Origin of the sequence: Thalassobacter stenotrophicus (genome assembly GCF_001458315.1) — a bacterium.
Lineage (GTDB): Bacteria > Pseudomonadota > Alphaproteobacteria > Rhodobacterales > Rhodobacteraceae > Thalassobacter > Thalassobacter stenotrophicus.
Genome location: NZ_CYRX01000033.1, coordinates 657,550 through 682,620, shown reverse-complemented (window position 1 = coordinate 682,620; position 25,071 = coordinate 657,550). Strand labels below are relative to the sequence as shown.

Genomic DNA, 25,071 nt, shown 5'->3' with positions numbered 1-25,071 from the left:
ACCCCCACCCGACTCGAAACATCCTTAATATGACCAACACGTCACTTATCCACAGGTCGAACGCCATTTTACACGAAATTCGGGGATGAATCAGCCTGGCCAACACCACCCCTGCCCGACTCGCGACGTCCCTCAATGATGGTAACCCTGTATTCACCGTCCCCTCCACTTGGCGCAGCCGAAGACGGCCACAGGAACAGACGAGAGTGTTTGGAGCGAGATTTGGACCAGGAACCAAATTTCGATCAGATCAAAATAGTAAGTTGCGATCCACATCCCTGCATTACTCTCGAGTCCTGCATGTCTCTACGGTGGGCGCTGTCTCGCCAAGGCTTCAATAACCGCTACCAAGTGTACGGAACAAAACAACAGATCCGGCTTTGACCTTGCTGCCTTGCAAAGGCCACTGGCACCTCCCCCTGACCTGCTCCTCTTCGAACCCGTTCAATAAGGTTAGCTCTGATCAGATTTCGGTCTTTCTTTTAGCGATTAAGATATTACCCCGGTGTCAGGCCAGCGAGACTAGAACGTGGGCGGTCGTGGTAAGGGTTGAAGTCGGTGCGCCGTGCTGCCACCAGATTGCGGGCGTGGCGTGAGTTGTCGAACAGATGCTTATTCGAGCACTCGTCGCGCATCCGACCATTGAAGCTCTCTACAAATCCATTCGACATGGGCTTTCGCGCCGCGGTGGTATAGTGCCAGTCGACCTTGCGGTCTTCTTGCCATTTTAGGATCGTGTTCGACGTCAGTTCAGTCCCATTATCTGACACCACTAAACACGGATATCCGCGTGTATCAGCGATCTGATCCAGCTCACGGGCTACTCGCTGACCCGACAAGGAAGTATCGACGACCGCTGCTAAACATTCGCGACTGAAGTCGTCGATCACGTTCAGGATGCGGAACCGACGGCCACATAACAAGCTGTCAGACACAAAGTCCGAGGACCACCGTTGGTTCGGCCCCTGCGGGATCGTCATTGGCGCCCTGGTGCCCACTGTGCGCTTGCGACCGCCCCGTTTGCGAACTGTTAGCCCTTCTTCGCTATAGATCCGGTACAGCTTCTTCCAATTCACATGCCAATCCTCGCGTTTGAGCAAGATGTGCAGCCGACTATAGCCGAAGCGCCGCCCTTCAGATGACAGCTCCTTTAGTCGATCCCGCAGGTCAGTATCGGCAGGTCGCTTGGACACTCGCCGATAGACGCGCGGATTGATCCCGGCCAAGGCACAGGCCCGTTTCTGATTGTATCGATTCTCTAATATGACCCAACTCGCTGCTCTGCGTCGCGCACCAGGCCTCAAAAGTTTTTTCCCAGCATCTCCTTAAGCGTCGATACATCCATCATCTGTTCCGCCAGCAGCTTCTTCAGCTTGGCGTGCTCAACCTCAAGCGCCTTCAGCTTCTTCGCATCCGACACCTCCATGCCGCCATACTTGGACCGCCATTTGCAAAACGTCGCATCAATGACACCATGCTTGCGGCACAGCTCCTTCGCACCAAGCCCAGCCGGACCTTCTTTCAATATCCCAATGATCTGTTCTTCGCTGAAACGGCTTCTCTTCATCGTCTGTCTCCTCAGTTGGAGAACAGGCTAACGATAAACACCGGACATTTCAGGGGAGCAGGTCCGGCAGTAAGTACCGCTTTCGTTGAAATGCTCCGAGCCAGAAATCACCCCCTAGCGATACTTTCAATGGAATAGTCGATCAGATGTAAATGTCCTGAATGAGGCGCAGCTACTGACAACTTTGAATGTAAAGCGAACTACTGTTTTCCGCCCAAGATGAGCCCATACCCGACAACTAAGAAGCAACTGTCGCCCCATAACAACGCTTGCACCTTGCTTCTACAAGCGAATACACCGAATCTGCCCAGAGCGAGTAGCCTCAAAAATCCGTTGAAATCAAACGAAAAGTGGTGCCCCCACACGGACTCGAACCGCGGACCTACTGATTACAAATCAGTTGCTCTACCAGCTGAGCTATAGGGGCACTGGGGGAGCGGATAACGCCATTTATCGGCGCCTGCAAGACCCGAAATACAACTTATTCTGTTGCGACCCCAGCTTCTGCAAAAGTCGCCATCCCAGAATGGCAGGCGACGGCGGCGCGCAGGATGGAAATTGCAGCGGCGCCGCCCGAAGCCTCACCTAAACGCATGTCCAGCGACAGCAAAGGCGACAAGCCAAGTGCGTTAAGGACTTCGCCGTGTGCAGCCTCCGCAGACTTATGGCCCGCCACACAATGCGCCAGTGCGTCTGGCGCTTCGGCTGCAAGACACGCAGCAGCCGCGCAACAAATAAAACCGTCCAAAATAACTGGGATGCGGCGGCTCCGCGCTGCCGCGATCGCACCGGCCATGGCAGCGATCTCGCGCCCACCAAGGCAGCGCAATACGTCCAAACCTGAGCGCCCGACATGAAGCGAGACGCCCGTCGAAACAGCTGCGGTCTTAGCCACGAGACCTGCGTCATCCACACCAGTGCCCCGCCCCGTCCAGTCAGCAGGTTCTTCACCAAACAGCGCGCAGGCAATCGCGGCTGCCGACGTTGTATTGCCAATGCCCATTTCACCCGCGACCAAAAGGTCCGTCTCGGGGCGCACGGCGTCCCAGCCTGCGCGCAACGCCGAAACCAATTCCGCTTCGGTCATCGCAGGCGCTTGGGTGAAATCTTGCGTTGGGCGGTCAAGATCCAGCGCATGAACATCAAGCCGGGCACCAACAGCCTTAGCCAACTGGTTGATCGCCGCACCACCCGCTTGAAAGTTCAACACCATCTGCGCCGTCACTTCGGACGGAAACGCGCTCACACCCTGCGCGCACACACCGTGATTGCCCGCAAAAACTACGATCTGAGCCGCATCAATTGAGGGGCGCGCATCACCTCGCCATCCTGCATACCATTGAGCAAGGTCCTCAAGCCGACCAAGTGCGCCCGGGGGCTTGGTCAACTGCGCATTGCGATCCGCTGCGTCCGCCTGCGCTTGGGGATGGGGGCCCGGAGCGCTGTGTAGAAGATCAAGAAACTCGGCGGTCGTTGTAAACATCTGGGACTCTCTGCTGTCGTTCGCTAAGCACGGGTCGAACCGCACGAAAACGGTCTATCGCCGCAGCACTTAGAGGGAAAGAGACTAAAATGACGTCAGTCGACATCTTAGGGGACTTCCGGCGCGCCTGCGCGTTGCTCACACGGCTGCCTATCCATGCCGACTTTTCCAAGACTGGATTCACCACATGGGCCTGGGCTTTTCCGGTTGTCGGACTTGTGGTGGGCGGCATTGCGGTTGCGGCGGCAACGGGCCTCATGGCGCTTGGCCTGGGGATGGCCGCGGTTGCGGTCGGGTTGGTGATACAGGTCATGATAACGGGCGCGATGCACGAAGATGGCCTCGCGGATACCGCCGATGGGTTCTGGGGCGGATGGACACCCGCCCGCAGACTAGAGATCATGAAGGACAGCCACATTGGCACATACGGCGTAATCGCATTGGTCCTCGCGTTTCTGTGGCGTTGGGCGCTTTGGGGCGCGTTGCTGGGGGTCGCGCCCTTTGCACTCGTGGCGGCTGCGGCGTTGTCGCGTGCCCCCCTACCCGCACTCATGACCGCCCTACCCAACGCGCGCGACACAGGGCTCTCTCACACAACAGGACGACCACCCCAGGCCACGGCGGCAATATCAGGCGTAATTGCCACCTTCATCGCACTGGGTTGCGTTGGACCGCTCGCCACAGTGATCGGCTTGGCAGTCGTCGCGCTTGTTGCGATCACGCTAGGCATGCTGGCAAAGTCAAAGATTGGCGGCCAAACCGGCGATGTCTTAGGTGCCGCACAGGTTGTAGCGGAACTGCTGTGCCTCACGGCGTTTGCCGCCATCTTTACACAATAGAAAAAGGCGCCCCGAGGGACGCCTTTCACCAATTCCTATCCGGCTCGCTTAGGCTGCGGCACGGGCCACAAGCACACTATCCACACGCTCCTGCGCGCCAGATTCCTCGATGCCATCCACGGCAGCCAGCTCACGGGTTAACCGCTCAAGAGCGGCTTCGTACAACTGACGCTCGGAATAGCTTTGCTCACGCTGGTCATCACCACGGTGCAGGTCGCGCACGACCTCCGCGATGGAAATCAGGTCGCCTGAATTGATCTTTTGCTCGTATTCCTGCGCCCGGCGGGACCACATTGCACGCTTCACGCGGGCCTTGCCCTTTAGAGTGTCCATCGCGCGCGACACCACATCAGGTGACGACAGGCTGCGCATACCCACTTCAGTGGCTTTATGGGTCGGAACCCGAAGCGTCATCTTGTCTTTCGCGAACGAGATGACAAACAATTCCAAGGTCAGTCCGGCGATTTCCTGCTCTTCGATTGACACAATCTGGCCGACACCGTGTGCTGGATAGACCACGTATTCATCCGGATGAAAATCGTTGTTGGACTTGCTCATGGGCATGCTCCTCTTTTGCGTTCATAGTCTGCAGACCGACAAAATTGCGCCCTAGGAAATCGCGTTCCAGAGGCACATTGCATTCTCTGCGTTTCAATTGGATCCGATGCGGCAGCGCTGGATCTCGGGCTGGCGCGGCCAACCTATCGTGAGTGTATACCACAAAATACGCTTTTGATAAAGCGCCACGGTCGCAATAGGGCGTTTGGCATACCTAAAAGGCGATGAAACCCCTGCTTAAACCGCTCTTACGTAGAGGCAGAACAGGCTATCAGCCGCCTTCGCCAGGAGCCTCAGAGAAGTGAGTCTCAAGCTTGCCCTCAACACCGTCCAGTGCCTCTGCGTCGGGCAGTTGGTCTTTTTTGGTGATGATTACGGGCCAGGCCTCGGAATACTTACGGTTGAACTCAACCCACTTTTCCATGTCTGGCTCGGTGTCGGGCCGGATCGCGTCAGCAGGGCATTCTGGCTCGCAAACACCACAGTCGATGCATTCATCGGGATGGATCACCAGCATGTTCTCGCCTTCGTAGAAGCAATCAACGGGGCAGACTTCAACACAGTCTGTGAATTTGCAGGCGATACAGTTGTCGGTGACGACGTAGGTCATGAATCATGTCTCATTCGGTTGCGGGGCAATTCCACCGGGGCCGATGTAAACGCAGCATGACAATCATTCAAGCGCACGTGGGCGTAAAGCATCGATTTTGCGACGATCTTTCCCGGTGGGACGTCCCCCGATCCGCTCAGGCGGTGCATCTGGCTTGGGGATAGGCGCGGGCGAATGATCCTCGTAAAGCCCTTGCGCCTCAGGCGCGGGGCCTCGGCGCGTCGCAAGAGCCAGGATTTTCACAATTCGGACGCGGGTGCCTTGGCTAAAGGTCAGCGTATCGCCAACCTTGATCTGTGCCGCCGGTTTACTGGCTTTTTCGCCATTGACCCGTACGTGACCTGCGCCGACCATCGCCGCCGCAAGTCCTCGTGTTTTGAAAAACCGCGCCTGCCAGAGCCACTTATCTAGTCGCTGTTTCGCAGTAGGCTCGGTCATGCCTTACTTGGTCTTGAGGCCAGCAAGTGCCGCAGCAAATGGGTTATCCGGATCAACCGGCTTTTCCTTGCGCTTTGGCTTGGCAGAATGAGTGCGAGGTCCGTCATCGCGCTTGAACTTGCCTTGAGGCTTGCCCTTACCTTTGCGCGGCGCCGTATCATCGCGACGACCTTTACCTTGCTGCGGACGGCGCTTTGGCTCCCACGAGAACGTATAAAAGCTCTCCATCTCAGGGCCTTCAGGCGCTGTTGCAACGGCCTCGGCAGGTGCTTCCTCAGTAACACCTTCAGCAGGCGCGACATCCTCAACCGGCGCAGCGTCAACGGCGGCCTCTGATTTCGCGGCGACTTCAGCAGCGATTTCCTCAGCCGTCAGCTCTTTGGCTTTGGCCTTAACCTTTTCACGGCTTCCCGGCTCGGCCTTGTAGCCCAGACCTTGCATCAGATCAGCAAACTGCTCCAGCGTCATGCCGGTGATCGACAGCATATCAGCGGTCGCTTCAAAGCCGCCGCGTGTGTCCATCGTCCGCAGCATGTCCGCCAGACGCTCCAGCATGTCGATACGGATCGCACGCTGCCCAGCAGAGACGTAGCCCGCGTTGGCATAGTACCCCTGCGGCATGTCCGTCAGGTTGGGCACAGTCACCAGACCGGGGGGCGGGGCTTCGGGGAATTCCTGCAGGTCATTCCAAAGCGACCACAGCACCAACCGCAAACGCGTCGGCGCGGGCTTTAGCAACAATTGCTGAAAAATTGTGAACTGACCGAAGCGGACACCATGCTTACGCAACAGGCCGCGCGCATCTTGGTCCAACGCCTTCACATCGTTCGCGACGCTTGCGCGGGGCAGAACACCCATGGCTTCGACCATTTGGAACGCAAAGCCCCGAGCAATCCCGGTGACATTCTCGTCTTTGGACATCGCAAGTAACGGCTCGAACGCGGCTGCAACTTTGCGATCAATAAAGTGCTGCAAACGACGCTGCACTTTTTGCGCAACCTCTGGACCCGCATCATCATCAACAAAGGCCTCAGCAGTGGGCTTCAGCGCCTCGGAGCCTTTGACCAGCTTACCAATCGCTTGATCGCCCCACATCAGGCCACCTTGCTCGGTGAAATCCATCTCCGTGTCCGGCGCGTTATAGAAACGGTCCGCGCGCAAATGGAACTCGGGACGGAGCGCAGTGGTGGCAGCTTGACGGACGGTTTTCGCTTCGTCCGGCGTGGCGCTGGCCTCCTGACGGAAGCGGAATCCTTCGAGGCGGCCGAGCATTTCGCCGTCAACCATGACCTCGCCTTTATCGTTAATGTCGGCCACCAGGCCCTCCTTCATCTTCAACCGCCGAAGCAAGACACTTGTCCGCCGGTCAACAAATCGTTGCGTCAGGGCACCATGAAGCGCATCTGACAATCGGTCTTCTACAGCACGGGTGGCGTCGCGCCAATGGCTCTCATCGGCCACCCAGCCCTTTCGCTGCGCCACATACGTCCATGTGCGTATAAACGCCAGACGTTTCGACAATGTGTCAATGTCGCCATCCGTCCGGTCGATGCGTTTGATCTGCCGCGCGAACCAATCAGTCGGCACACCCCCACCATCATGCAGGAACTCAAAAATGCGCGCCAAAAGACCCGCGTGCTCAGACGATGAGATACCACGAAAGTCGGGAATTTGGCACACATCCCACAAAAGCCGCACATCGCGCGCGTCGCGCAGGCGCACGCGAATGCCCTCCAGATCACAGATCGCCTTAAGCGCGCCGACATCATCCGCCTCACGCCCGCGCACCAGCATGGGATCATCTGATGGGGCCTCTAGCGAGGCGATCAACGCCTCAGGTGAGCCCATGTCGAGGCGACTGTTGCGCCATTGTAGCTTTTGGATTGGGCGGAAATTATGCGCCGTTATGGCCGCAACTGTTTCGTCATCAATCGCGCCCGCCTCACCGGTCACACCAAACGTGCCCGGTGTCATATAGCGCCCTGCCCGCCCCGCAATTTGGGCCAATTCATTGGGCGCAAGCGAGCGCATCCGTCGGCCGTCAAATTTGGTCGTAGATGAAAACGCGATGTGGCGGATATCGAGATTGAGGCCCATGCCAATGGCGTCCGTCGCCACCAAGTAGTCGACCTCACCGTTTTGATACATCGCAACCTGCGCATTGCGGGTTCGGGGGCTGAGCGCGCCCATGACGACAGCCGCCCCACCCTTTTGGCGACGCAACAATTCGGCGATCGCATAAACCTGATCCACCGAAAATCCAACGATTGCAGAGCGAGGCGGCATCCGGCTGATCTTTTTGGGGCCAGTATACGTCAGGTCCGAAAATCGATCCCGCCGCGCATATTGCACCTCTGGTACAAGCTCCGATATCGGGCCGCGCATGGTATCCGCACCCATAAACAGCGTCTCATGGGTGCCCCGCATTTCCAGCAATCGCTGGGTGAACACATGCCCTCGGTCCGGATCGGCGCACAGCTGGATTTCGTCAATCGCGACAAAATCCGCGCCCACCCCCTGCGGCATCGCCTCTACTGTGCACACCCAGTATTTCACCCGCGGCGGTACGATCCGCTCCTCACCTGTGACAAGCGCAACCACGCCCGGTCCGCGAAGATCCACGATCCGATCATACACCTCGCGCGCAAGCAGGCGCAGCGGCAACCCGATGATCCCGGAGTTATAGCTCAGCATCCGCTCAATCGCGTAATACGTTTTTCCGGTGTTCGTCGGCCCTAAAACAGCCGTCACCCCAGCACGATCCATTGTTTGGCTTTCTTAAAGAGCGACGCCTTGGGTCTGAGCGCGCAAACGCTCCACCGCGGCTCTGACGTCTTCCATGTGTGGGTGAATTTTGAGGGCTTCCTCAAAAGCTTGCAAAGCAGCCTTAGGCTGATCAATGCGTTCGTAAATGACCCCAAGTCCCGACAGCGCGCCGAAATGATTGGGATTCAGAGCAAGCGCGCGTTCCAAATCTGCCGCCGCCAAGCCGAACCGTTCCGTCAGGAAAAACGCGGTGCCCCGAGCGTTCCAGCCTTCGGCAAAATCGGGTGCGTGATCGGTGAGCGCCGTCAGATGTTCAATGGCCGCGCCGTAATCTTCAGCGTCCAACGCGTCCCGCCCACGAGATAACAAATAATCCAAGGCCGCAGACCCGGAGTGTGACCATCGCTCAAGGATTTCGCCGGTCAACCGAGCGGCTTCCTCGACAGGTGCCTCACGCAAGGTTTCGAGCAGCTCGCGTGCATCGTCCTCACGCCCTTGTGCATGGGCCGCGCCCACAAACGTGACGTAACCAGCACACAGAATTGCCAATAGGCGGTTGAGAGTTCGTACGGGGTGTTCCATCTTATTCATAAGGATAGACCACGCCGCCGGAAATGCGAGCAAAAGCGCGCAGGCAAAAGCGTCATTTGGACAAAAAAGTGAGAATAGACATGAGCGACATCGTGAACTCGGCCGTAGACGTTCTGGCAGGCAAGATCGAAAGCTTCGATGGGTCTGCCAAATTTGTGATTGAGAACGAAGGCGCCATCATGGTGGACGCAGATGGCGTGCGCGCAGGTGACGACGACGCAGAATGCACCCTAACGGCCGATGAAGACACGTTTCGCGGCATTATCTCGGGTGAGATCAACCCAACCGCCGCGTTTATGGGTGGCAAGCTGACCGTGGACGGCGATATGGCAACAGCCATGAAGCTGGGCGCGGCTCTTAGCTGATCCCCCAAGCGCGCAGATGTTCGAACAAGCGCCCTATCACAGTGATATCAGTCGCGGTCCCAAAGGGGGCCGCGCGGTCTGGGCGCACACTTCGGACGACGTGAGGATCAGAGTGGGGCTTTGGCCCATCACAGGTGCGCGCGGGACGGTCCTGATTTTCCCGGGGCGCACAGAATACATTGAGAAATACTCGGATGCCGCGCGAGAGTTCGCGGTGCGAGGGCTGGCTAGTCTAGCGATTGATTGGCGTGGGCAGGGCCTTGCGGATCGGTCAGCGCCGGACACCAAACTGGGCCATGTGACCAACTTTGACGAATACCAACGCGACGTCGATGCAGCCGTAGCCGTTGCACGCGACGCAGGCCTACCCCAGCCATATTACCTGTTCGCGCATTCAATGGGTGGTTGTATCGGATTGCGGTCGTTGATGCGCGGCCTACCCGTCAAAGCCGCTGCGTTTTCTGCACCAATGTGGGGGCTGGAGCTTAAGTATCGCACAAGGGTTGCCGCTTGGATTGGCTCCGCCATCGCAGTGAACACGGGGCTGTCCCAGCGTTATGCCCCAGGCACTGATGCAGCGGCCGAGCCCACGTCGATGCCGTTTGAAGCCAACCCCCTAACCCGAGACCAAGACATGTTCGCGTGGATGCAGTCGCAAACCGCCGCCTACCCTGAGTTGCTCGTTGGCGGGCCTTCACTAGGTTGGCTCAACGCAGCCTTGCGCGAGATGCACGCACTTGCACGCGAAGCCGCCCCAGATCTGCCCTGCGCCTGTTGGCTAGGAACGGCTGAGCGGATCGTTGAAGCCGATGCGATCGAGATCCGCATGAACGCGTGGCGAGGCAGCACCTTGCACATCGTTCAGGACGCAGAACATGAGGTCGCGATGGAAGGCCCGAGCGTGCGCGGCGCGCTGTTCAACGGCTGCGCCGAGCTATTCGTCTAGAGCGACAATCTTACCGGCATCCAACCGCACCTGACGATCCATCCGCGCTGCCAGCTCAAGGTTGTGGGTCGCAATCACGGCGGAGAGCCCGGTTTCCCGAACCAGCCCCATCAACGCCGCGAAAACCGTATCGGACGTACCGGGATCAAGGTTTCCCGTCGGCTCATCCGCCAGCAACAAGCCCGGATTATTGGCCAAAGCCCGGCAAAAAGCGACGCGCTGCTGCTCGCCCCCTGACATTTCGGCCGGACGATGGCCCGCTCGCTTAGCGAGGGCGACCTTATCTAGCAGGTTGTCGGCGCGTGCCGCTGCTTGCACGTTTGGCACCCCATTGGCCAGCTGAGGGAGCACGATGTTTTCGCGCGCGGTGAATTCAGGCAGCAAATGATGGAACTGATACACAAACCCAACAGACCGCCTGCGCATGCGCGTGCGCTCCGCGTCCGAGGCGCGTTGAAGCGGTTGGCCAGCTATCTCGACCGCGCCACTATCGGCCGTGTCCAACAGCCCCGCAATGTGCAGTAGGGTCGATTTTCCAGCCCCAGACGGCGCGACCAAGGCCACGATCTCACCCCGGTCTACCGTCAGGTTTGCACCATCGAGCACCGTGATCTCAGTCGCTTGACCGGCGTTGTAGGATTTCTTGATATCACTTAAGCGCAGCATCGGATCATTCATAGCGCAAGGCCTCAACCGGGTTCATCCGCGCCGCTCGGCGGGCCGGGAAAATGGTGACGCCAAAACTGAGCGTAAGTGACAAGGCAACCGCGCTAAGAACATCACCAAGCTCAAGTCGTGCCGGTAGAGCCGAGATATAGCGAATGGACGGATCCCAAACGCCCCCCCCGGCCACAGCGTTCACGAGATTAAACACAGGGTCGATGTAGATGGCGAACAAACATCCCAGAACCACCCCAATCGCGGTCCCCACAACGCCAACACTGGCCCCACAAATAAAGAAAATTCGTAGGATTGAACCTTCGGACAGCCCGACTGTGCGCAAGATACCGATGTCGCGCCCCTTGTTTTTTACCAGCATAATCAGTCCACTGGTGATGTTGAGTGCGGCAATCAAAACAAGGATCGAGAGGATCACAAACATAATGTTATCCTCCATCTGAAGCGCGCGCAGGAAAGCGCCTGAGCTGTCTTTCCACGTCCAAAGCAACAAATCCTCGCCCCCTGCGCTAAGCAATGGCAGGGTGAAGTCATCTATCCGCTCGGGCTCAATCACCGCGACTTCGATGGCATCAGCGACCTGTGCGCGGTTGAAATAAGCCTGCGCCTCGGCAAAGGGCATGTAGACACGCACCCGGTCAATATCCCATCGGCCCACCTGAAAAATATGAACGACTTCATAGGCTTTTACCCGGGGGCTGGTCCCAAAGGCCGTCTGCACGCCGTTGGGGGAAATCAGCCGAATGCGGTCTCCAACGCCCACACCCAATTGCCGTGCAACACCAGATCCGATGGCCAGACCTTCGTCAAAACGATCCCGATCTCCAAGACTTAACTCGGGCTCGGCGAGACGCGGGATGGTCGCCAAGTCGCTCGCGGTGATGCCAATAACTTCAACCCCGGCGTTGCGCCCGGAACCCGCCGCCATCACTTGGCCCTTGATCACAGGAGTTGCGCGGACAACGCCGGGAACCGCGGCAAGCTGTGCGGCGATGGCCTCATAATCCGCTAGGGTCCGCGTTAATTGTCCGTTTGGCAGGACTTGGCCAACCGATGTCACCTCAACATGGGCGTTGGCCCCGACGATTGTGTCCACGAACTCGAAGCGAAACCCAGCACGCACGGCGAGAGTTGCGATAAGTGCAAACACCGCCAGCGCGATGCCGATCAATGAAATCAACGTCATAACACTGATCCCACCCTCGGATCTGCGCGCGCGCAGATAGCGCCAAGCGATCATCCATTCAAAACGCGCAAAAGGCGCGGTTCGCCCTGATGGCGCGTATGCGTTGTGGCTGTAATCGGTCTGAGAGTTGGGGGACATTGCCGCTAAATCCTGCTCGGGCGTTGCGCGCAACCTGTGCTGCTGCGCCCAAGAGGTCAACCCTGAGTAAACGATGGCTCATGCCCCCGGCAAAAGCGCGTTCACCCATGCGTCAGTGCGCCACCATATCATCCGCCTCGAAGGCGTCTTTGAACAGAGTATGTCGGGCGCGACCTGCGTTTTTGCTTTGATAGAGGGCCGTGTCTGCATCCGAGAGCATCCGATCAGGGTCTGGCTCCGAGTAGAGCGACGAAATCGTCGTCCCGATACTTGCGGAAATACGACATTGCTTAGAGCCGAAAGGGATAGGCTCCTCCAATCGGGCAATGATGCGGGCCGCAATCGTGTCAAGAAGGGTCACATCGGTACAATCGGGAAAGATCAGGACGAATTCATCGCCGCCAACCCGCGCAACCAAATCATTTGCGCGAGTTTCTTCGCGCAGGATCGAAGCCACCTTTAGCAACACATGATCGCCAGCCGCATGCCCGTGCGTATCATTGACTTGCTTAAAGAAATCCAAGTCCAGATGCATCAAGCCAAACTCTGTCCGACGGCGGCTTTGGGTCATATCGCATAACCGCTGATCCATTGCCCGGCGGTTGTGTAACCCTGTCAGAGCATCCGTTTCAGCCTGTGTCTGCGCCGCCTCACGCGCCTCGTCCAAACGGGCGTTTAACTTTTTGGATTCGCTCAGTGCTGCTGATTTTGCCTCAATCAAAAATAGCATTTCGACCGTTGGGTCACAGTGCGAAAAATCACGACTGGTCAACGCATAGTCCGAGACAGCCTCCACCACAGAGTATCCAAGAGACAGGTTTAACAGCAACTGCCCGTCGTCCAATGGATGCAAAAGCCCCCTGAGCCGCGTATGCGGGGCCGCGCGAAACTGTAATTTCAAAGGCTGACCGATCACCTGCCGAAAATCTTCGAAACCGCCATCACAAGCCGGGCGCACACAGGTTAACACATCAAACAGCCGCATCCCGAGCAAATCATGCTCCGGCCGAAGCCGCACCGCCGTAGGGCCCGCGTGCATAATGACGCCTAATTTATCGATCAAAATATGCATCGGCATCAGGCCATCAAGCGCATCAAACCCCAGTGAAACTGTACTTGTCATGCCAAACGCTCCGCCAATGAAAAACTGCGTCCGGCAGCGAATTCAGGCTCCGCAATAAACACCGAAAGTGTTTCCATGATCCTGCCGTCACTGTGCAAATGCGGCCCAACATCCAAAACAACAAGCGCACCGTAATCGTCCGCCATCGCCCGCAGCACACCCGATACAAGTGAAATGGCCCCCACCACCTGCCATTGGGTGGTGATCACGTATTGACCAACGCCTGTGTCATTCAAACTAATCTTAGGCAAGGTCAGTTCAGGCACAGCCAAACAGGCGCGATCGTGCACTTCGTCCAGCGACAGTACAAAGTCCTCAAAGGTAGGTCCGCCGAAGCGCATTAACCGACGCACCGCTTCCAGATCAGGGTGGGTGACAAGGAACATGCCTATGTCCTCCATCAGAGATGCTCGTGTGCAACCAACGTAGGTACAGGCTCCATCTAGTACCTTATCGGTCATGCTATCGGGATAGGTGAGCATGCTTTCAAAGCCCTGCGGAGGGAGATTTGCCATGCGCGCAATCTCAACCCACGCATCATTGCCGTGGTTCGATATCAGGAAACCCTGCACCGATTTGTTAATCAGGCCATGCACGTATCTGTCCTCAAGCTGTCGCAGCATAAAAACACACTCAGTTTAACAAATCGCAAAGGCTCTGCGCTAATAAATGCGTTAGCGGCTCAAACTTAAATGCATAAAAAAGGCCGCTGCGCATCACACGCAGCGGCCTCTCTTGTCAGCTTTAAACCCTTAGAAGTCCGTCGGTACGCCACCTTCGGCTTTACGCCGCGCCACGAAATCCACCAGCTCGGACCGGATAGCGATGTCCATCGGCGGTGCCTCAAATCCATCGATGATATCGCGTGATATTTTATGCGCCCGCTCTGCGGTCCACACACCACCGGCCAGATCCCAAGCCTCGTAGTTGCGCCAGTCGCTCGCAAAGGGTTGATAAAACGCCGTTTGATACCGTTCTTGCGTGTGCTGACAGCCAAAGAAGTGCCCATCGGGGCCCACTTCCGCGATGGCCTCAACCGCGATATCGTCAGGTGTTGTCGAGGTGAGCGCCGGGTCAAAATACCGCTGGATGTGCTGAATCACTTCACAATCCATCACGAATTTCTCGGGGCTGGCGATCAGACCGCCCTCAAGCCAACCCGCCGCATGATAGACCATATTTGAGCCCGACTGAACCGCAGCCCAAAGGCTGTTGGACGTCTCCCACATGGCTTGCCCGTCTGGAACGTTGGCCGCACACACACCCGAAGACCGGATCGGCAGCCCATAAAACCGCCCCATCTGCCCCGTCATCTGCGTCGCCCGCATGTATTCTGGCGTGCCAAAGGCAGGTGCGCCGGATTTCATGTCAACGTTCGAGGTAAACGTCCCGATGGCCACCGGGCAGCCAGGGTTAATGTATTGCAGCAGCGCAATCGCCGCGAGGCCTTCGGCGAGGCTCAGCGCGACGGCCCCCGACATGGTCACTGGCGCCATGGCACCCGCCAGCGTGAAGGGCGTTACCACGACACCCTGATTGCGCCGGGCATGGATCATAGCCCCCTCAAGCATCGGGAAATCATGCTTTAGCGGGCTGACAGAGTTGATGTTGGTATACATGTGCGGCTTGGCGTCGAACTCTTCGCGCGTCAGACCCCCGGCAATCCGGCACATTTCCATCACGTCTTCGACGCGTTCACGACCCAACGAGTAAGCATGCGGAACTTTGTCCGTCAGCGTGAGCTTGTGGAACAAGCAATCAAGGTGGCGTTCGCGTGCGTGCACATCAATCGGCTCAACCGGATAGCCGCCCGCGAAGTGGATGCAGTTAAAATACTGCGTGAGCTTGATAAAATCGACATATGTCGCCATATCGCCCGACCGTTTACCGCGCTTTAGATCCCAAGAATTCGGCGGCGACGACACGTTGCCAAAGGCCATATGGCGGCCACCGATGACAATCTTTTTGTCAGGGTTCCGGGGCGTCACGGTCCATTGTGATGGGGCGCGACCAATCATTTGCATCAGGAAATCTTCGTCCATAAAGACGGTATGACCCTCAACCTTGCAGCCAGCTTGCTTCAGGATTTCGCAAGCCTCGGGATTGAGAAACCCGATGCCGATCTCTTTGAGGATCCGAACAACCCCCTTGTGGATCGCCTGAACGCCGTCTTCGTTAAGCGGTTCGACAAAGGGATCGGGGTTAACGGGCTGCTTGAACGGCATCTGTTCGATCACCGCCCCCCCTGCACGATCGGCGTGCCCGCGGCGGCCTCCGGCTCGGCGGCGTTTGGGGGCTTCTGAAACGGTGTCGGTCGTCATTGTGGCTCTCCTTGATGCGCAAACCAGTGTTAACGCGTCAAGCTCGCCGCTTTATGTGTCAAAGGCGACGTTTGCTGTCGTTTTCTTTGGACGGCCTCCAATCATTCAGCCAGTCCGGAATCTCGGCCACAGACGGCAGCACCGCATGCGCGAGCGGCGCCAAGGTCGGTGTCCGCGCGATACCCGTCAACACAGCAAGGCACGTCATGCCCGCAGCGGCACCCGCCTCTAGGTCATGGGTACTGTCGCCCACCATGATGCACTGTTCAGCCGCGACGCCCAGCCGGTTTGCCGCCCCAAAGCATGACCCTGGATCAGGTTTTGGCGTGTACCCACTGTCGTAGCCGACCACAGTTTCGAAATACTTAAGGATGCCGGTCGCCCGCAGATGTGACAACGCCGCGGCCTCGGAATCATTTGTTACGACACCCAACTTAGCACCCGCGTGTGCAAGCGCTTCAAGCGCAGGCAACAGCCCTTTCACCGGTGCCATCTGCGCGCTGGACACGGCCGCATCTGTCACGCGCCGCACATGCGCAAGCGGCAGGTTTCCGGACGTGGCCAGCATATCGAACAGCTCTGCTGCAGTGCCTGCGATGATGATCGAATCGTCCCGGAATGTCTGCGTCTCAAGGTCGAAGCCACCCGCCTGCGCCATCGCCTCCAAACGCGCGGCATCTCCGTCGGCCAAACGACGCAAGATCTCTGCTGATGTCGTCGCCCAAGACGCTGTAAAATCGAACAAAGTGCCGTCTTTGTCGAACAGGACAGCATGTCCGCGCAGATCAAGTTTTGATGTTATGTCCAATGTGGAAGATCCCCTCCCGGCAAAGCGGCACGGGCGCGCAAAAGCGTTTCATATGGCAGCGAAGCAGCCTCACAAAAGCCCGTTACCCAAGCATCATCCATCAGGAGAAAATCAAGCACCGCTGCCAAAAATTCGGGCGACGTTGCTTGGGCTTTGATGTCATCCAGCCCGGCCCCAGTGGCCCCATGAAATATCTCAAGAAGCCCTTCTTGACCGGCGATCCAGCCCAGAGCCCGCGCTGCAATCGTTTCTGCCGCCTCAATTTGCATTTTTTACCCTTTGGAAAGGAAATATTAAGCATTTTATCCCTAACTGTTCGGTTACAGATGCGTAAAGGCGTAAGGCGAAGAAATGACCGGCAAGATCCTAATTGTTGACGACGTTGCGACCAATCGGATCGTGCTCAAGGTAAAGCTGTCCGCGGCGCAGTACCAAACAATCATGGCAGAGGATGGCAACCAAGCGCTGGCTCTTGCGCGGCGCATGCAACCTGACCTCATTTTGATGGATGTCCTTATGCCCGGCCGCTCCGGGCTCGATGTCTGCGCCAAGCTCAAGGCTGACCCGGTCACATCAGGCATCAAAATCATCCTGATAACTGCACTAGACGACAACGATTCCCGGATGGCGGGCCTTGAGGCAGGCGCCGACGATTTCCTATCTCGCCCCGTGGATGAGATTGCACTGCTGGCCCGTGTCCGCAGCCTTTTGCGCGCCCGGGATCAAGAACGCGAACTGCACTTACGTGAGGCGACTTTTGCAGAATTGGGCTTTCCCGAAGAGAGCATGTCCTCAAAGAAAGCCGCATGTGTCATGTTGGTGGCCAATACCCTCGCGGCCAGCAAAGCATGGAAAGAACGGCTCGACGACCGAATGCTCAAGGACATCACTTATGGAACCGGCGACGATGCATTAAGGTTAACTGCCGATGATAACGTGCCTGATGTGTTTGTCATTTCCGTCGACCAGCAGGAACGCAACGGCGGGCTGCGCCTGATGTCTGACCTCCGGTCGCGCGCCACCACACGCCACAGCGCAATCATTATCGTTTTGCCCCACGGCGACAGTGAACGTGCCGCAACGGCCCTAGATCTTGGGGCGAATGACATCAGTTCTGAGCCGTTTCTTGCACCCGAACTGGCCGTCCGCATCCGCACCCAGTTGGAACGAAAAACACGCGCCGATCGGCTGCGCGCCACGCTCGATGACGGACTACGCCTTGCAGTCACGGACAGCCTAACCGGGCTCTACAATCGTCGCTACGGCATGCGCCATCTGGAGCGTGTCGCCCGCCAATGCAAAGAAACCGGAACCGATGCCGCCGCAATCATGATTGATGTGGATCACTTCAAAACCGTGAACGACGCCTTCGGCCACCTGGTTGGCGATCAAATCCTCAAAGAGGTCGCCGCAACCCTCCGCGCCAGTCTACGCGGAGAAGACCTTGTGACCCGGATTGGTGGCGAAGAGTTCCTAGCCATTCTGCCAGAAGCCAGTGTTGAGCAGGCCCGCATCATCGCCGAGCGGTTGCGCAGCGGGATTGAGACATTGCAGCTTCCTAATGGCCACGGCGGACACGTCAGCGTGACGCTCAGCCTTGGGGTAACCATGCTGTCAGGCGCCAACCACAACATTGACGAAATCCTCAAGTCTGTTGACCGCGCGCTTTATACGGCCAAAGCGACAGGTCGAAACAGTGTGGTTGTTTCGGCTTAACGTTTATTCGCGACGCCCCGCCCGCCGCTTGGAAAACGCCTCTAACCGATCCGCATAAGCCTGACGCTCCGCAAGGGTTTTGGATGACATATGATCCAACAGGGCCGAATGTGCGGCATCCATCAAATCCCCCGCCAACCGACGCTGGGCCTCAAGCGCCATAGCAAAACCCGCCGCATCAAATTGCTCTTGTCTCAGCGCCACCACCATTGCCGCCCGCGCGCCGCGCAACTCACTCCGGCTCTCGCGCAGATGGACGTGTTCGGCTCTCAGCTTTTGACGCAACACGCGCTGATCTGCCTCCGGCAAAGCGCGCAACAATGGGGTCGACACCACCCCACGATCCGCCCCCCTTGGCCCGCCATGCGGCCCTCCGAAGGCCAATACCCCGACAGCCGCCCCTAAAACCACCAAATTGAAGCCAAGAGAAACGCTCAGCGCGACCTTCATCCAAGTCGGGGAACGAACGCCAGATGTGTCAATTTCCATGGGTCATATCTCCTCAAAGAAGGCTTCATAATCGGGGAAGTCCCCATCCAATGAGGCGGAGGTCAAGCCGACCCCATTCCAAACAGCATCGAGTGCCGGAGGCGATACAACCCCCAACCACAGCCCCGCCACGGTCGCCGTCGCAAGCCCAGCCGCGACAGGCCATCCCCCCAACTCGCCCCAAGCCCGTTGAAGGCGCGCAAAAAGGCCATTGGCCTCACGCTCACGCGCGAACCCCGCTTGGGCCTGAGCGGCTTGCATCAAAATGCGCGCCTCTAAATCGGGAGACAACGGTCTAACATCTTGTTGAGCGGCTTCGAAAGCATCCCCAAGGATGTCCTCCTCATGCCCAGCGCCGCGCGGTTTCATCGGGTCTCTAGCCATCACTCAGCTCCTCTCGTCGTGGGGCCAACGCCTGCGTCAAGGCGCGCTTTCCGCGTCCAAGCAAACTCTCGGCGGCCTCCACCGATATCTCCATCACCGTCGCAATATCAGGGTTGGACCAGCCTTCGATGTGCCGCAGCACGACCGCCTGACGTTGCCGGTCTGGCAATGTCGCAAGGGCCGCATCAAGGGCCACAAGCCGCTCAGACGCCTCCAATTTCGCCAAAGCTCCGGGTGCCGGGTCGGCAGGGGCCGCGATGGCTTCGATGTTAAGCGTCCGCGCACGGCGCAAGCGATCGATGCACAAATTACCCGCGACCTTCAACAACCATGTACCCGGCCGCGCGCTTCCATGTGCGTCCCACTTCGGCGCTTGCCGCCAAAGCCTCAACATCGCTTCCTGCGTCACGTCCTCAGCCTCCGCCCGATCGCCATTCAACATACGGGTCGCAAATGCCACGCACCTAGGGGCCAAACGCTGCGTCAACAACGCAGCCGCTTGCCCATCCCCACGGGCAAACCGCAGCAAGAGCGCATCATCGCTGAAAACCTCTGGGTCGGGCACGGCCGCTCCTGAAGAATAGTGTTGAGGCACCCTAGCGAGGCGCGCAGGCCAAAACCAGCCAGCGCGCCGCTTTGCCTATGTATCGGCTCAATTATCCGCGCGTGATCCATGTTTACCGCCCCGTTCGAGCATGGCATCAAACTCAGCAGCCGAGAGCCCGCCGGACGCATCGCTATCAATCCGCGCGAACCGCTTGGCATGCCGCCGCTCGGCACGGGCATCACGGCCGGCTTGCAGCTCATCCTTACTCACAGCGCCATCATCATCGGTATCAAGTCGCTCAATCATCCGCTCTGCGCGGTTAACTGCGCGCGCATTGCTGGCCGCCACAATCTCCGCCGCCGTCAGCTTGCCATCACCATCGGCATCCATACGCGCAAATCGCGCGGCACCTTGGGCGGCCATCTCCTCCGGTGTGATCTCACCGCTCCCATCCGCATCCAACTCCGCGAAACTGGGCCGCTCCATCATGCCTCCGTGAGGTCCGCGCGCCTGCGCATCCGTGGCAACAACGGATGCTAGCATCAAACCGCCAGTCAAAGCCAATGCGCCGTAACCCAAGAGTGTCGAGAATTTGTTCGTGTTTTGCATGGTATATCCTTCGGGGTTCAGATCATATTGATGCCCCTTCCACGCATCACCTCCACAATTCCGTCGCACTCTTTTCAACTTTTTTTGCGACACCCCGCCGCACGGCGCAGGTGTCGCGTATTAGCCGAGGTTTGTTTGCGCTAAACGTTGCGCACGTGAATAGGATATAACCATGACACAAACCGAGCTGGGGCCAACTTTGACCCCCGAACTTGATGCCCCCTTGCGTCCCGTCAAACGATCCATGCTGCGTGGCTGGCGCAAACGCTGCCCGCAATGCGGCGCGGGCGAGCTGATGGAAGGCTATCTCAAGGTCCGCAGCACCTGTACATCTTGTTCCGAAGAACTACACCACCACCGCGCCGACGATGGCCCCCCCTATCTGACGATCCTGATCGTCGCTCACATCATCGGCCCCCTTATGCTCTGGTTTTTTGAGGCATTCCGCCCGGAGCCGCTCGTATTTGTTTCGCTGTTCTGCGTAGGGGGCGTTTCAATGTGCCTCTACTTGCTGCCCCGGCTCAAAGGCGTCATTGTCGGCATCCAATGGGCCAACCGCATGCATGGATTTGGCCGCACACAAAGCTGAGGCCACCGATGAACGCCCCTATTCGCGACGCTGCAACCATCATCGTGGTCCGGGATCACGCCACAACCCCTCGTGTTTTGATGGGCCAGCGCGGCGCGAAAGCGGCCTTTATGCCCTCAAAATATGTGTTTCCGGGGGGCGCAGTTGATGCACAGGATGCCTCCGCGCCGCTGGCCACGCCCCTACTCGAAACGGACCAAGCAGCGCTCCGCGATGCAAGTACAACAGCGCCAAATGCGCTTGCCACCGCTGCGGTGCGCGAATTGCTGGAAGAAACCGGCCAGCGCCTCACGGCACCCTATACCGGTACTTGGGCCGGACTAACGGACGAAGCCCCCCACGCGTCCGCCCTGCAATTCGTGTTTCGCGCGATCACCCCGCCCGGTCGCCCCCGCCGGTTTGATGCACGGTTCTTCATGGTAAACGCTGATGATCTGACCGGGGATCTCGATGATTTCTCCAACGCTGAGGATGAATTAAGCCACCTGCACTGGGTCCCCCTGTCGGAGGCGCGTGCCCTAGACGTGCCCTTTATCACGGAAGTCGTTTTGGCCGAAATCGCCGCCCGCGTCAGCACACCCGGCCCCAGAAATGTGCCGTTCTTCGACAATTCCGGCGCAACGTCGGTCTTCCGCTACCTTGGGCTTACTGCCGCCTAATCCAGACCCGCAAAGACGTCCGTTGGCCCAACCGAAACGGTTTTGAGGATGCCGTAAACCGCATCACCGGGTGCGAGGCTCATCTCATCCAAAGACCGTTGCGTGATCCGCGCAAGCAACCTGTCCGTCCCGCTTTGCAACACGACCAGCGCGCCCGGACCGTCGCCGCGGTGCAGGCTCACCACCTTCGCGGGTAGGATGTTCAACGCAGACAGCCCTTGTGGTTTCTGCGTCCCAACGATCACGTCTTGCGCCATAACCCGCAGCCGGATCTTTGTGTCCACGGCCCCGGCTGTTCCCGGCACCCACACAAGGCCACCAGATACCTCTAACTCCGTCAAACCATCGACATGGCGCACGACGTGCCCTTCAAGCATCGCGCCCGCCATGCGCGGCCCCAAAACAGGCACGGCGTCTGGATCGCTCAGCACATCTTTCACAGAACCAGAGCGCGCAACCTTGCCATTTTGTAGCAAGACAAGGGTTGAGCCAAGGCGCGCGACCTCATCTAGCGCATGCGTGATATACAGCATCGGCACATTCGCATGGTCGCGCAAGCGTTCAAGGTATGGCAGAATGTCGGCCTTGCGTCGTGCATCCAACGCGGCGAGCGGCTCATCCAAAATGAGCAACGATGGCGCGCTCAGCAGGGCACGACCAAGGGCGACACGCGCAGCTTCTCCACCCGATAGCCCCGCAGGTCGCCGGGTCAAAAGCGGCGCGATATCCAGCAAATCCGCGATGCGCGCTAGGTCAGTATCATGCCCCGCCCCGTACAAAAGGTTGCCCCGTACGGACAAATGCGGAAACAAACGCGGCTCCTGAAACACATAGCCAATCCGGCGCATGTGAGGTTTCAACCAGAGCAGCTTGGAGGTGTCTGCCAACACCCGCTCACCCAGCTGCACATAGGCTTGATCAGTCTGCAACAACCCACCAACGGCCTTCGCAATCGTCGACTTCCCCGCGCCCGACGGCCCAAACAGCATGGTAATCCCATCGCCGGCAGTGATGTCGACGTCCAGCGCGAAATCTCCGAACCGATGCGAGAGCTCAATCCTCAGCATCACGCCCGCCCCGCGATACGTGCGGCCACGCGGCGCGACAGCAGCTCTGCCAACAAAAGCGCGCCCAATGCGACGCCAACGGCCAAGGCGACAAGCCCCCAAACCGTGGCCTCCCCCCCGGGCACCTGCAAAAAGCTATAGATGGCGGAGGGCACAGTTTGCGTTTCACCGGGGATGTTTGAAACAAAGGTGATGGTCGCGCCGAACTCACCCATTGCCTTGGCAAATCCGATGACGGCACCGGCCAAAACCCCCGGCGCGATCAGGGGCAAAGTAACGGTTGCGAACACACGGGCCGGGCTTGCGCCCAACGTGGCGGCAGCTTCCTCTAGGCCCGGTTCTACCGCCTCAAGCGCGAGCCAAATTGCCCGAACTGTCAGCGGAAAGCTCATGACAGCAGCCGCCAAAACCGCACCCGTCCAACGGAACGCGAGCACCAATCCGAACGTCTCCTCAAGAAACACGCCAATCGGTGCCGTGCGCCCCAAAGCGATCAGCAATAGGTATCCCGTCACGACCGGCGGCAACACCAAGGGCAAATGGACCAATCCGTTCAAGATGCCCCGGCCCCAGAAACGCCCCCGCGCCAGTAAAACCGCAACCCCAAGCGCCACAGGCAGCGACAATAACGTCGAAAGGCCAGCAACCCGAAGCGACAACCACAACGCGTCCCAACCTTCTGGGGGGAGGTTGATCATTTCGGCGGCTCCTGCAGGCCTGCGGCTCGGAATACGCTTTGCCCCACAGACGACTGTAAAAAAGACAAAAATTCCTGTGCCATTGGTCCCGCGGATGCCGTGACTGCTGCTGGATAAACGATGGGTGCGTGAACATCACTTGGAATATCAGCAACAATGGCCACCCGTGGATCTGCCAGCGCGTCTGAGGCATAGACAATGCCCAAAGGCGCCTCGCCTCGTGCCACAAAGGCCATAGCGTTGCGCACATTATCCGCCTGCGCGATCCGCCCGGCCACACCATTCCAAAGCCCGAGCGCAACCAATGCCTCTTGCCCATAAATGCCTGCGGGTACAGCCCGTAAATCACCCATTGCGAGGCGGCCATCGCGGCCCAAGCGCGCTGCAATGTCCTGGGGTGTTAAAGCCAACTCAGCGTCCCCAACCGGCCCAATCACGGCCAGCGTATTGCCCGCAAATATCACCGGATCGGTCCCAAGAACGCCTTGCGCATCCAGCCATTTCATCCAATCCGCATGCGCAAGCACCACAATATCCGCCGGTGCGCCCGCAGCAACCTGCCGCGCAACCGCGCCAGAACCGGCGTAAGAGAGCGACACCGTACCCCCTGCCCATTCTGCCGCCGCCGCGTCGAGTGCGGTTTTCAGGCTTGCCGCCGCAAAGACACGCACCGGCTCGGCCGATGCCGTGCCTGCCCAAAGCAAAGAAAGAAAAAGGAGAACCCAACGCATGACGCGACCTTGCCCAACCCGCCAGCGGCCCGCAAGGTGCGACGAACCGCTTGGATCAAAATGGAATGGGCGCGCCATCATAAAATTCGAACGTGCCGGTCGTATCCATCGACAAATTCTCAAAGCGTTTCCACAGGCCGAGGGCCGCCGTATCCGCATCAATATCAGCCGCGCTGCCACCCATGTCGGTGCGTACCCAGCCGGGATGATAGATACCTACGGCAATCCCCTCTGGGCCCAGATCAACCGCAAGGTTTCGGCCCAAACTGATCTCTGCGGCTTTGCTGGCGCGGTAGATATATCCCCCCCCCGATGCCCGCTCACTCGACCCCATCTGCGAGGAAATAATCGCAATCTTGCCGCCCGCCGCACGGATATTCGGCAAAAGGGCTTGTGCCACAAGGAACGTGCCGGTGACGTTTACCGCAAAGGTTTCGGCCCAAAGCTCTGGGGCAAAGCCGCCATCAATGGATTGTCCCTTATCCAAGTAAACACCCGCGTTCAGCACCAGTAAATCCAACGGTTGCCCTGCCAAATCCGCGGCAAGCGCGCGCACAGATTGCGGGTTGGATTGGTCCAGCGTCAGCCAGTTATCGCCTTGTCCCGAGGGCGCGCGCGCCGTGGCCAACACATCGTGCCCCGCCGCAATCCCTGCCTCACGCAGGGCAGCACCCACGCCGCGATTAGCACCAGTGATCAAAGTACGCATCAGTTTGTCTTTCGCGGGGGGCCAAAGGGAATAGGCGCAATAGGCACGCCCTCTTCAACAAGGGCCTTGGCTTCTTTCAAATTGGCTTGGCCCCAAATCGGCCGCTCAGGTGCGTCGCCCACATGGATGGCCCGTGCCTCTGTGGCAAATGTCTCACCTACGTAGTCGGCGTTTTTCTCCAACTCTGCCCGCATCGCACGCAATGCTTGTTCGGCCGGTGTCGAGGGCGCGGACAAGGGTGCCGCGTCTTCTTTGACAGTGACGCGCGGCGCCATAATCGCTTTGCTCACGTCCGTGCTGCCGCAAACCGCGCAAGATACCATGCCCTTTTCAGACAGGCTGTCGTAGGCCCCAGCCGACTGAAACCAACTGTCGAAGCCATGGCCATCGGCACATTTCAAAGCGTATCGGATCATAGAACCCCACTGTGCACATCAGACATTGATAACTCATGAA

General features: G+C 58.5%; 29 protein-coding genes and 1 tRNA gene. 6 read left to right on the top strand and 24 right to left on the bottom strand.

All coding sequences use genetic code 11. The annotated features are described in order from the left end of the window. Positions 1-497 precede the first annotated feature (497 nt). From THS5294_RS17815 to cobT, 3 genes are all read right to left on the bottom strand, one after another. Positions 498-1,567 (bottom strand): IS3 family transposase gene (locus THS5294_RS17815; RefSeq protein WP_116904322.1). Its coding sequence is split into 2 segments (ribosomal slippage): positions 498-1,318 and positions 1,318-1,567, totalling 1,071 coding nucleotides; the frame shifts between segments, so codons are not numbered across the junction. A gap of 351 nt (positions 1,568-1,918) precedes the next feature. After that, positions 1,919-1,994, bottom strand: a tRNA-Thr gene (locus tag THS5294_RS17805). 54 nt (positions 1,995-2,048) lie between these two features. Next, a complete protein-coding gene (cobT, locus tag THS5294_RS17800) occupies positions 2,049-3,050 on the bottom strand; it encodes a nicotinate-nucleotide--dimethylbenzimidazole phosphoribosyltransferase (protein WP_058124765.1) in 1,002 nt (333 codons plus the stop codon). Between the two features lie 89 nt (positions 3,051-3,139). Here cobT and THS5294_RS17795 point away from each other — a divergent pair, with 89 nt between their 5' ends. After that, positions 3,140-3,889: an adenosylcobinamide-GDP ribazoletransferase gene (locus THS5294_RS17795; protein WP_058124764.1), complete on the top strand. Its 750-nt coding sequence runs from the start codon at positions 3,140-3,142 to the stop codon at positions 3,887-3,889. Positions 3,890-3,937: 48 nt separating this feature from the next. On the opposite strand, the gene THS5294_RS17790 is transcribed toward THS5294_RS17795, so the two are convergent. The 5 genes from THS5294_RS17790 to THS5294_RS17770 all read right to left on the bottom strand — a co-directional run bounded on the left by THS5294_RS17790 (position 3,938) and on the right by THS5294_RS17770 (position 8,852). Next, a complete protein-coding gene (locus THS5294_RS17790; protein WP_038005028.1) occupies positions 3,938-4,447 on the bottom strand; it encodes a CarD family transcriptional regulator in 510 nt (169 codons plus the stop codon). 271 nt (positions 4,448-4,718) lie between these two features. After that, positions 4,719-5,057, bottom strand: coding sequence for a ferredoxin FdxA (fdxA, locus tag THS5294_RS17785; protein ID WP_038005026.1), 339 nt, complete (start codon positions 5,055-5,057; stop codon positions 4,719-4,721). A 63-nt stretch (positions 5,058-5,120) separates the two neighbouring features. After that, positions 5,121-5,495 carry an RNA-binding S4 domain-containing protein gene (locus tag THS5294_RS17780; protein WP_058124763.1) on the bottom strand — a complete coding sequence of 125 codons (375 nt, stop codon included), beginning with the start codon at positions 5,493-5,495 and terminating at the stop codon, positions 5,121-5,123. Positions 5,496-5,498: 3 nt separating this feature from the next. Further along, on the bottom strand, positions 5,499-8,261 hold the full coding sequence (locus THS5294_RS17775) for a helicase-related protein (protein ID WP_058124762.1): 2,763 nt from the start codon (positions 8,259-8,261) through the stop codon (positions 5,499-5,501). A gap of 12 nt (positions 8,262-8,273) precedes the next feature. Then, entirely contained in the window at positions 8,274-8,852 is a 579-nt protein-coding gene (locus THS5294_RS17770; protein WP_058124761.1) for a tetratricopeptide repeat protein, read from the bottom strand. Positions 8,853-8,932: 80 nt separating this feature from the next. Between THS5294_RS17770 and THS5294_RS17765 the strand changes: the two genes are divergently transcribed. After that, a complete protein-coding gene (locus THS5294_RS17765) occupies positions 8,933-9,217 on the top strand; it encodes an SCP2 sterol-binding domain-containing protein (protein ID WP_038005018.1) in 285 nt (94 codons plus the stop codon). Between the two features lie 112 nt (positions 9,218-9,329). Beyond that, complete coding sequence (locus tag THS5294_RS17760; protein ID WP_306434258.1) at positions 9,330-10,163, top strand: alpha/beta fold hydrolase; 834 nt, start codon at positions 9,330-9,332, stop codon at positions 10,161-10,163. Here the strand turns inward: THS5294_RS17760 and THS5294_RS17755 are convergent. The 7 genes from THS5294_RS17755 to THS5294_RS17725 all read right to left on the bottom strand — a co-directional run bounded on the left by THS5294_RS17755 (position 10,152) and on the right by THS5294_RS17725 (position 16,686). After that, complete coding sequence (locus tag THS5294_RS17755) at positions 10,152-10,841, bottom strand: ABC transporter ATP-binding protein (protein ID WP_058124759.1); 690 nt, start codon at positions 10,839-10,841, stop codon at positions 10,152-10,154. The genes THS5294_RS17760 and THS5294_RS17755 overlap by 12 nt on opposite strands. Then, entirely contained in the window at positions 10,834-12,081 is a 1,248-nt protein-coding gene (locus THS5294_RS17750; protein WP_058124814.1) for a lipoprotein-releasing ABC transporter permease subunit, read from the bottom strand. The genes THS5294_RS17755 and THS5294_RS17750 overlap by 8 nt, the downstream gene beginning before the upstream one ends. Before the next feature lie 196 nt (positions 12,082-12,277). Next, entirely contained in the window at positions 12,278-13,288 is a 1,011-nt protein-coding gene (locus THS5294_RS17745; RefSeq protein ID WP_058124758.1) for a GGDEF domain-containing protein, read from the bottom strand. Then, complete coding sequence (locus tag THS5294_RS17740) at positions 13,285-13,911, bottom strand: heme NO-binding domain-containing protein (protein WP_233486511.1); 627 nt, start codon at positions 13,909-13,911, stop codon at positions 13,285-13,287. The genes THS5294_RS17745 and THS5294_RS17740 overlap by 4 nt, the downstream gene beginning before the upstream one ends. A 129-nt stretch (positions 13,912-14,040) precedes the next feature. Beyond that, positions 14,041-15,609: a trimethylamine methyltransferase family protein gene (locus tag THS5294_RS17735; RefSeq protein WP_058124756.1), complete on the bottom strand. Its 1,569-nt coding sequence runs from the start codon at positions 15,607-15,609 to the stop codon at positions 14,041-14,043. Positions 15,610-15,667: 58 nt separating this feature from the next. Next, positions 15,668-16,417 (bottom strand): HAD family hydrolase, encoded by a 750-nt coding sequence (locus tag THS5294_RS17730; protein WP_058124755.1) that lies wholly within the window; start codon positions 16,415-16,417, stop codon positions 15,668-15,670. Then, the gene (locus THS5294_RS17725) at positions 16,408-16,686 is read right to left on the bottom strand and encodes a DUF3572 domain-containing protein (protein WP_058124754.1); all 279 of its coding nucleotides are present in this window, start codon (positions 16,684-16,686) and stop codon (positions 16,408-16,410) included. The genes THS5294_RS17730 and THS5294_RS17725 overlap by 10 nt, the downstream gene beginning before the upstream one ends. An 82-nt stretch (positions 16,687-16,768) precedes the next feature. Between THS5294_RS17725 and THS5294_RS17720 the strand changes: the two genes are divergently transcribed. Then, the gene (locus THS5294_RS17720) at positions 16,769-18,133 is read left to right on the top strand and encodes a diguanylate cyclase (RefSeq protein WP_058124753.1); all 1,365 of its coding nucleotides are present in this window, start codon (positions 16,769-16,771) and stop codon (positions 18,131-18,133) included. Between the two features lie 3 nt (positions 18,134-18,136). Here THS5294_RS17720 and THS5294_RS17715 read toward each other — a convergent pair whose 3' ends face one another. The 4 genes from THS5294_RS17715 to THS5294_RS17700 all read right to left on the bottom strand — a co-directional run bounded on the left by THS5294_RS17715 (position 18,137) and on the right by THS5294_RS17700 (position 20,162). Then, on the bottom strand, positions 18,137-18,622 hold the full coding sequence (locus THS5294_RS17715; RefSeq protein ID WP_058124752.1) for a periplasmic heavy metal sensor: 486 nt from the start codon (positions 18,620-18,622) through the stop codon (positions 18,137-18,139). Positions 18,623-18,625: 3 nt separating this feature from the next. Then, positions 18,626-19,006 carry a hypothetical protein gene (locus THS5294_RS17710; RefSeq protein ID WP_133244391.1) on the bottom strand — a complete coding sequence of 127 codons (381 nt, stop codon included), beginning with the start codon at positions 19,004-19,006 and terminating at the stop codon, positions 18,626-18,628. Beyond that, on the bottom strand, positions 18,999-19,571 hold the full coding sequence (locus THS5294_RS17705) for a sigma-70 family RNA polymerase sigma factor (RefSeq protein WP_058124750.1): 573 nt from the start codon (positions 19,569-19,571) through the stop codon (positions 18,999-19,001). The genes THS5294_RS17710 and THS5294_RS17705 overlap by 8 nt, the downstream gene beginning before the upstream one ends. Before the next feature lie 87 nt (positions 19,572-19,658). Next, positions 19,659-20,162: an EF-hand domain-containing protein gene (locus tag THS5294_RS17700; protein ID WP_058124749.1), complete on the bottom strand. Its 504-nt coding sequence runs from the start codon at positions 20,160-20,162 to the stop codon at positions 19,659-19,661. 172 nt (positions 20,163-20,334) lie between these two features. On the opposite strand from THS5294_RS17700, the gene THS5294_RS17695 reads away from it, so the two are divergent. Beyond that, entirely contained in the window at positions 20,335-20,751 is a 417-nt protein-coding gene (locus THS5294_RS17695; RefSeq protein WP_058124748.1) for a DUF983 domain-containing protein, read from the top strand. An 8-nt stretch (positions 20,752-20,759) separates the two neighbouring features. Beyond that, a complete protein-coding gene (locus THS5294_RS17690; protein ID WP_058124747.1) occupies positions 20,760-21,410 on the top strand; it encodes an NUDIX hydrolase in 651 nt (216 codons plus the stop codon). On the opposite strand, the gene modC is transcribed toward THS5294_RS17690, so the two are convergent. From modC to THS5294_RS17665, 5 genes are read right to left on the bottom strand one after another with little or no spacing between them, the layout of a single operon-like run. Next, complete coding sequence (gene modC, locus THS5294_RS17685; protein ID WP_306434257.1) at positions 21,407-22,477, bottom strand: molybdenum ABC transporter ATP-binding protein; 1,071 nt, start codon at positions 22,475-22,477, stop codon at positions 21,407-21,409. The genes THS5294_RS17690 and modC overlap by 4 nt on opposite strands. Continuing rightward, the gene (modB, locus tag THS5294_RS17680) at positions 22,477-23,175 is read right to left on the bottom strand and encodes a molybdate ABC transporter permease subunit (RefSeq protein WP_058124745.1); all 699 of its coding nucleotides are present in this window, start codon (positions 23,173-23,175) and stop codon (positions 22,477-22,479) included. Before modB ends, modC begins: the two co-directional genes overlap by 1 nt. Further along, positions 23,172-23,906, bottom strand: a complete 735-nt coding sequence (modA, locus tag THS5294_RS17675) for a molybdate ABC transporter substrate-binding protein (protein WP_058124813.1) — start codon at positions 23,904-23,906, stop codon at positions 23,172-23,174. Before modA ends, modB begins: the two co-directional genes overlap by 4 nt. A 55-nt stretch (positions 23,907-23,961) precedes the next feature. Then, positions 23,962-24,615 carry an SDR family NAD(P)-dependent oxidoreductase gene (locus THS5294_RS17670; RefSeq protein ID WP_058124744.1) on the bottom strand — a complete coding sequence of 218 codons (654 nt, stop codon included), beginning with the start codon at positions 24,613-24,615 and terminating at the stop codon, positions 23,962-23,964. Then, positions 24,615-25,031, bottom strand: a complete 417-nt coding sequence (locus THS5294_RS17665; protein ID WP_038004990.1) for a DUF1178 family protein — start codon at positions 25,029-25,031, stop codon at positions 24,615-24,617. The genes THS5294_RS17670 and THS5294_RS17665 overlap by 1 nt, the downstream gene beginning before the upstream one ends. Positions 25,032-25,071: the final 40 nt, after the last annotated feature.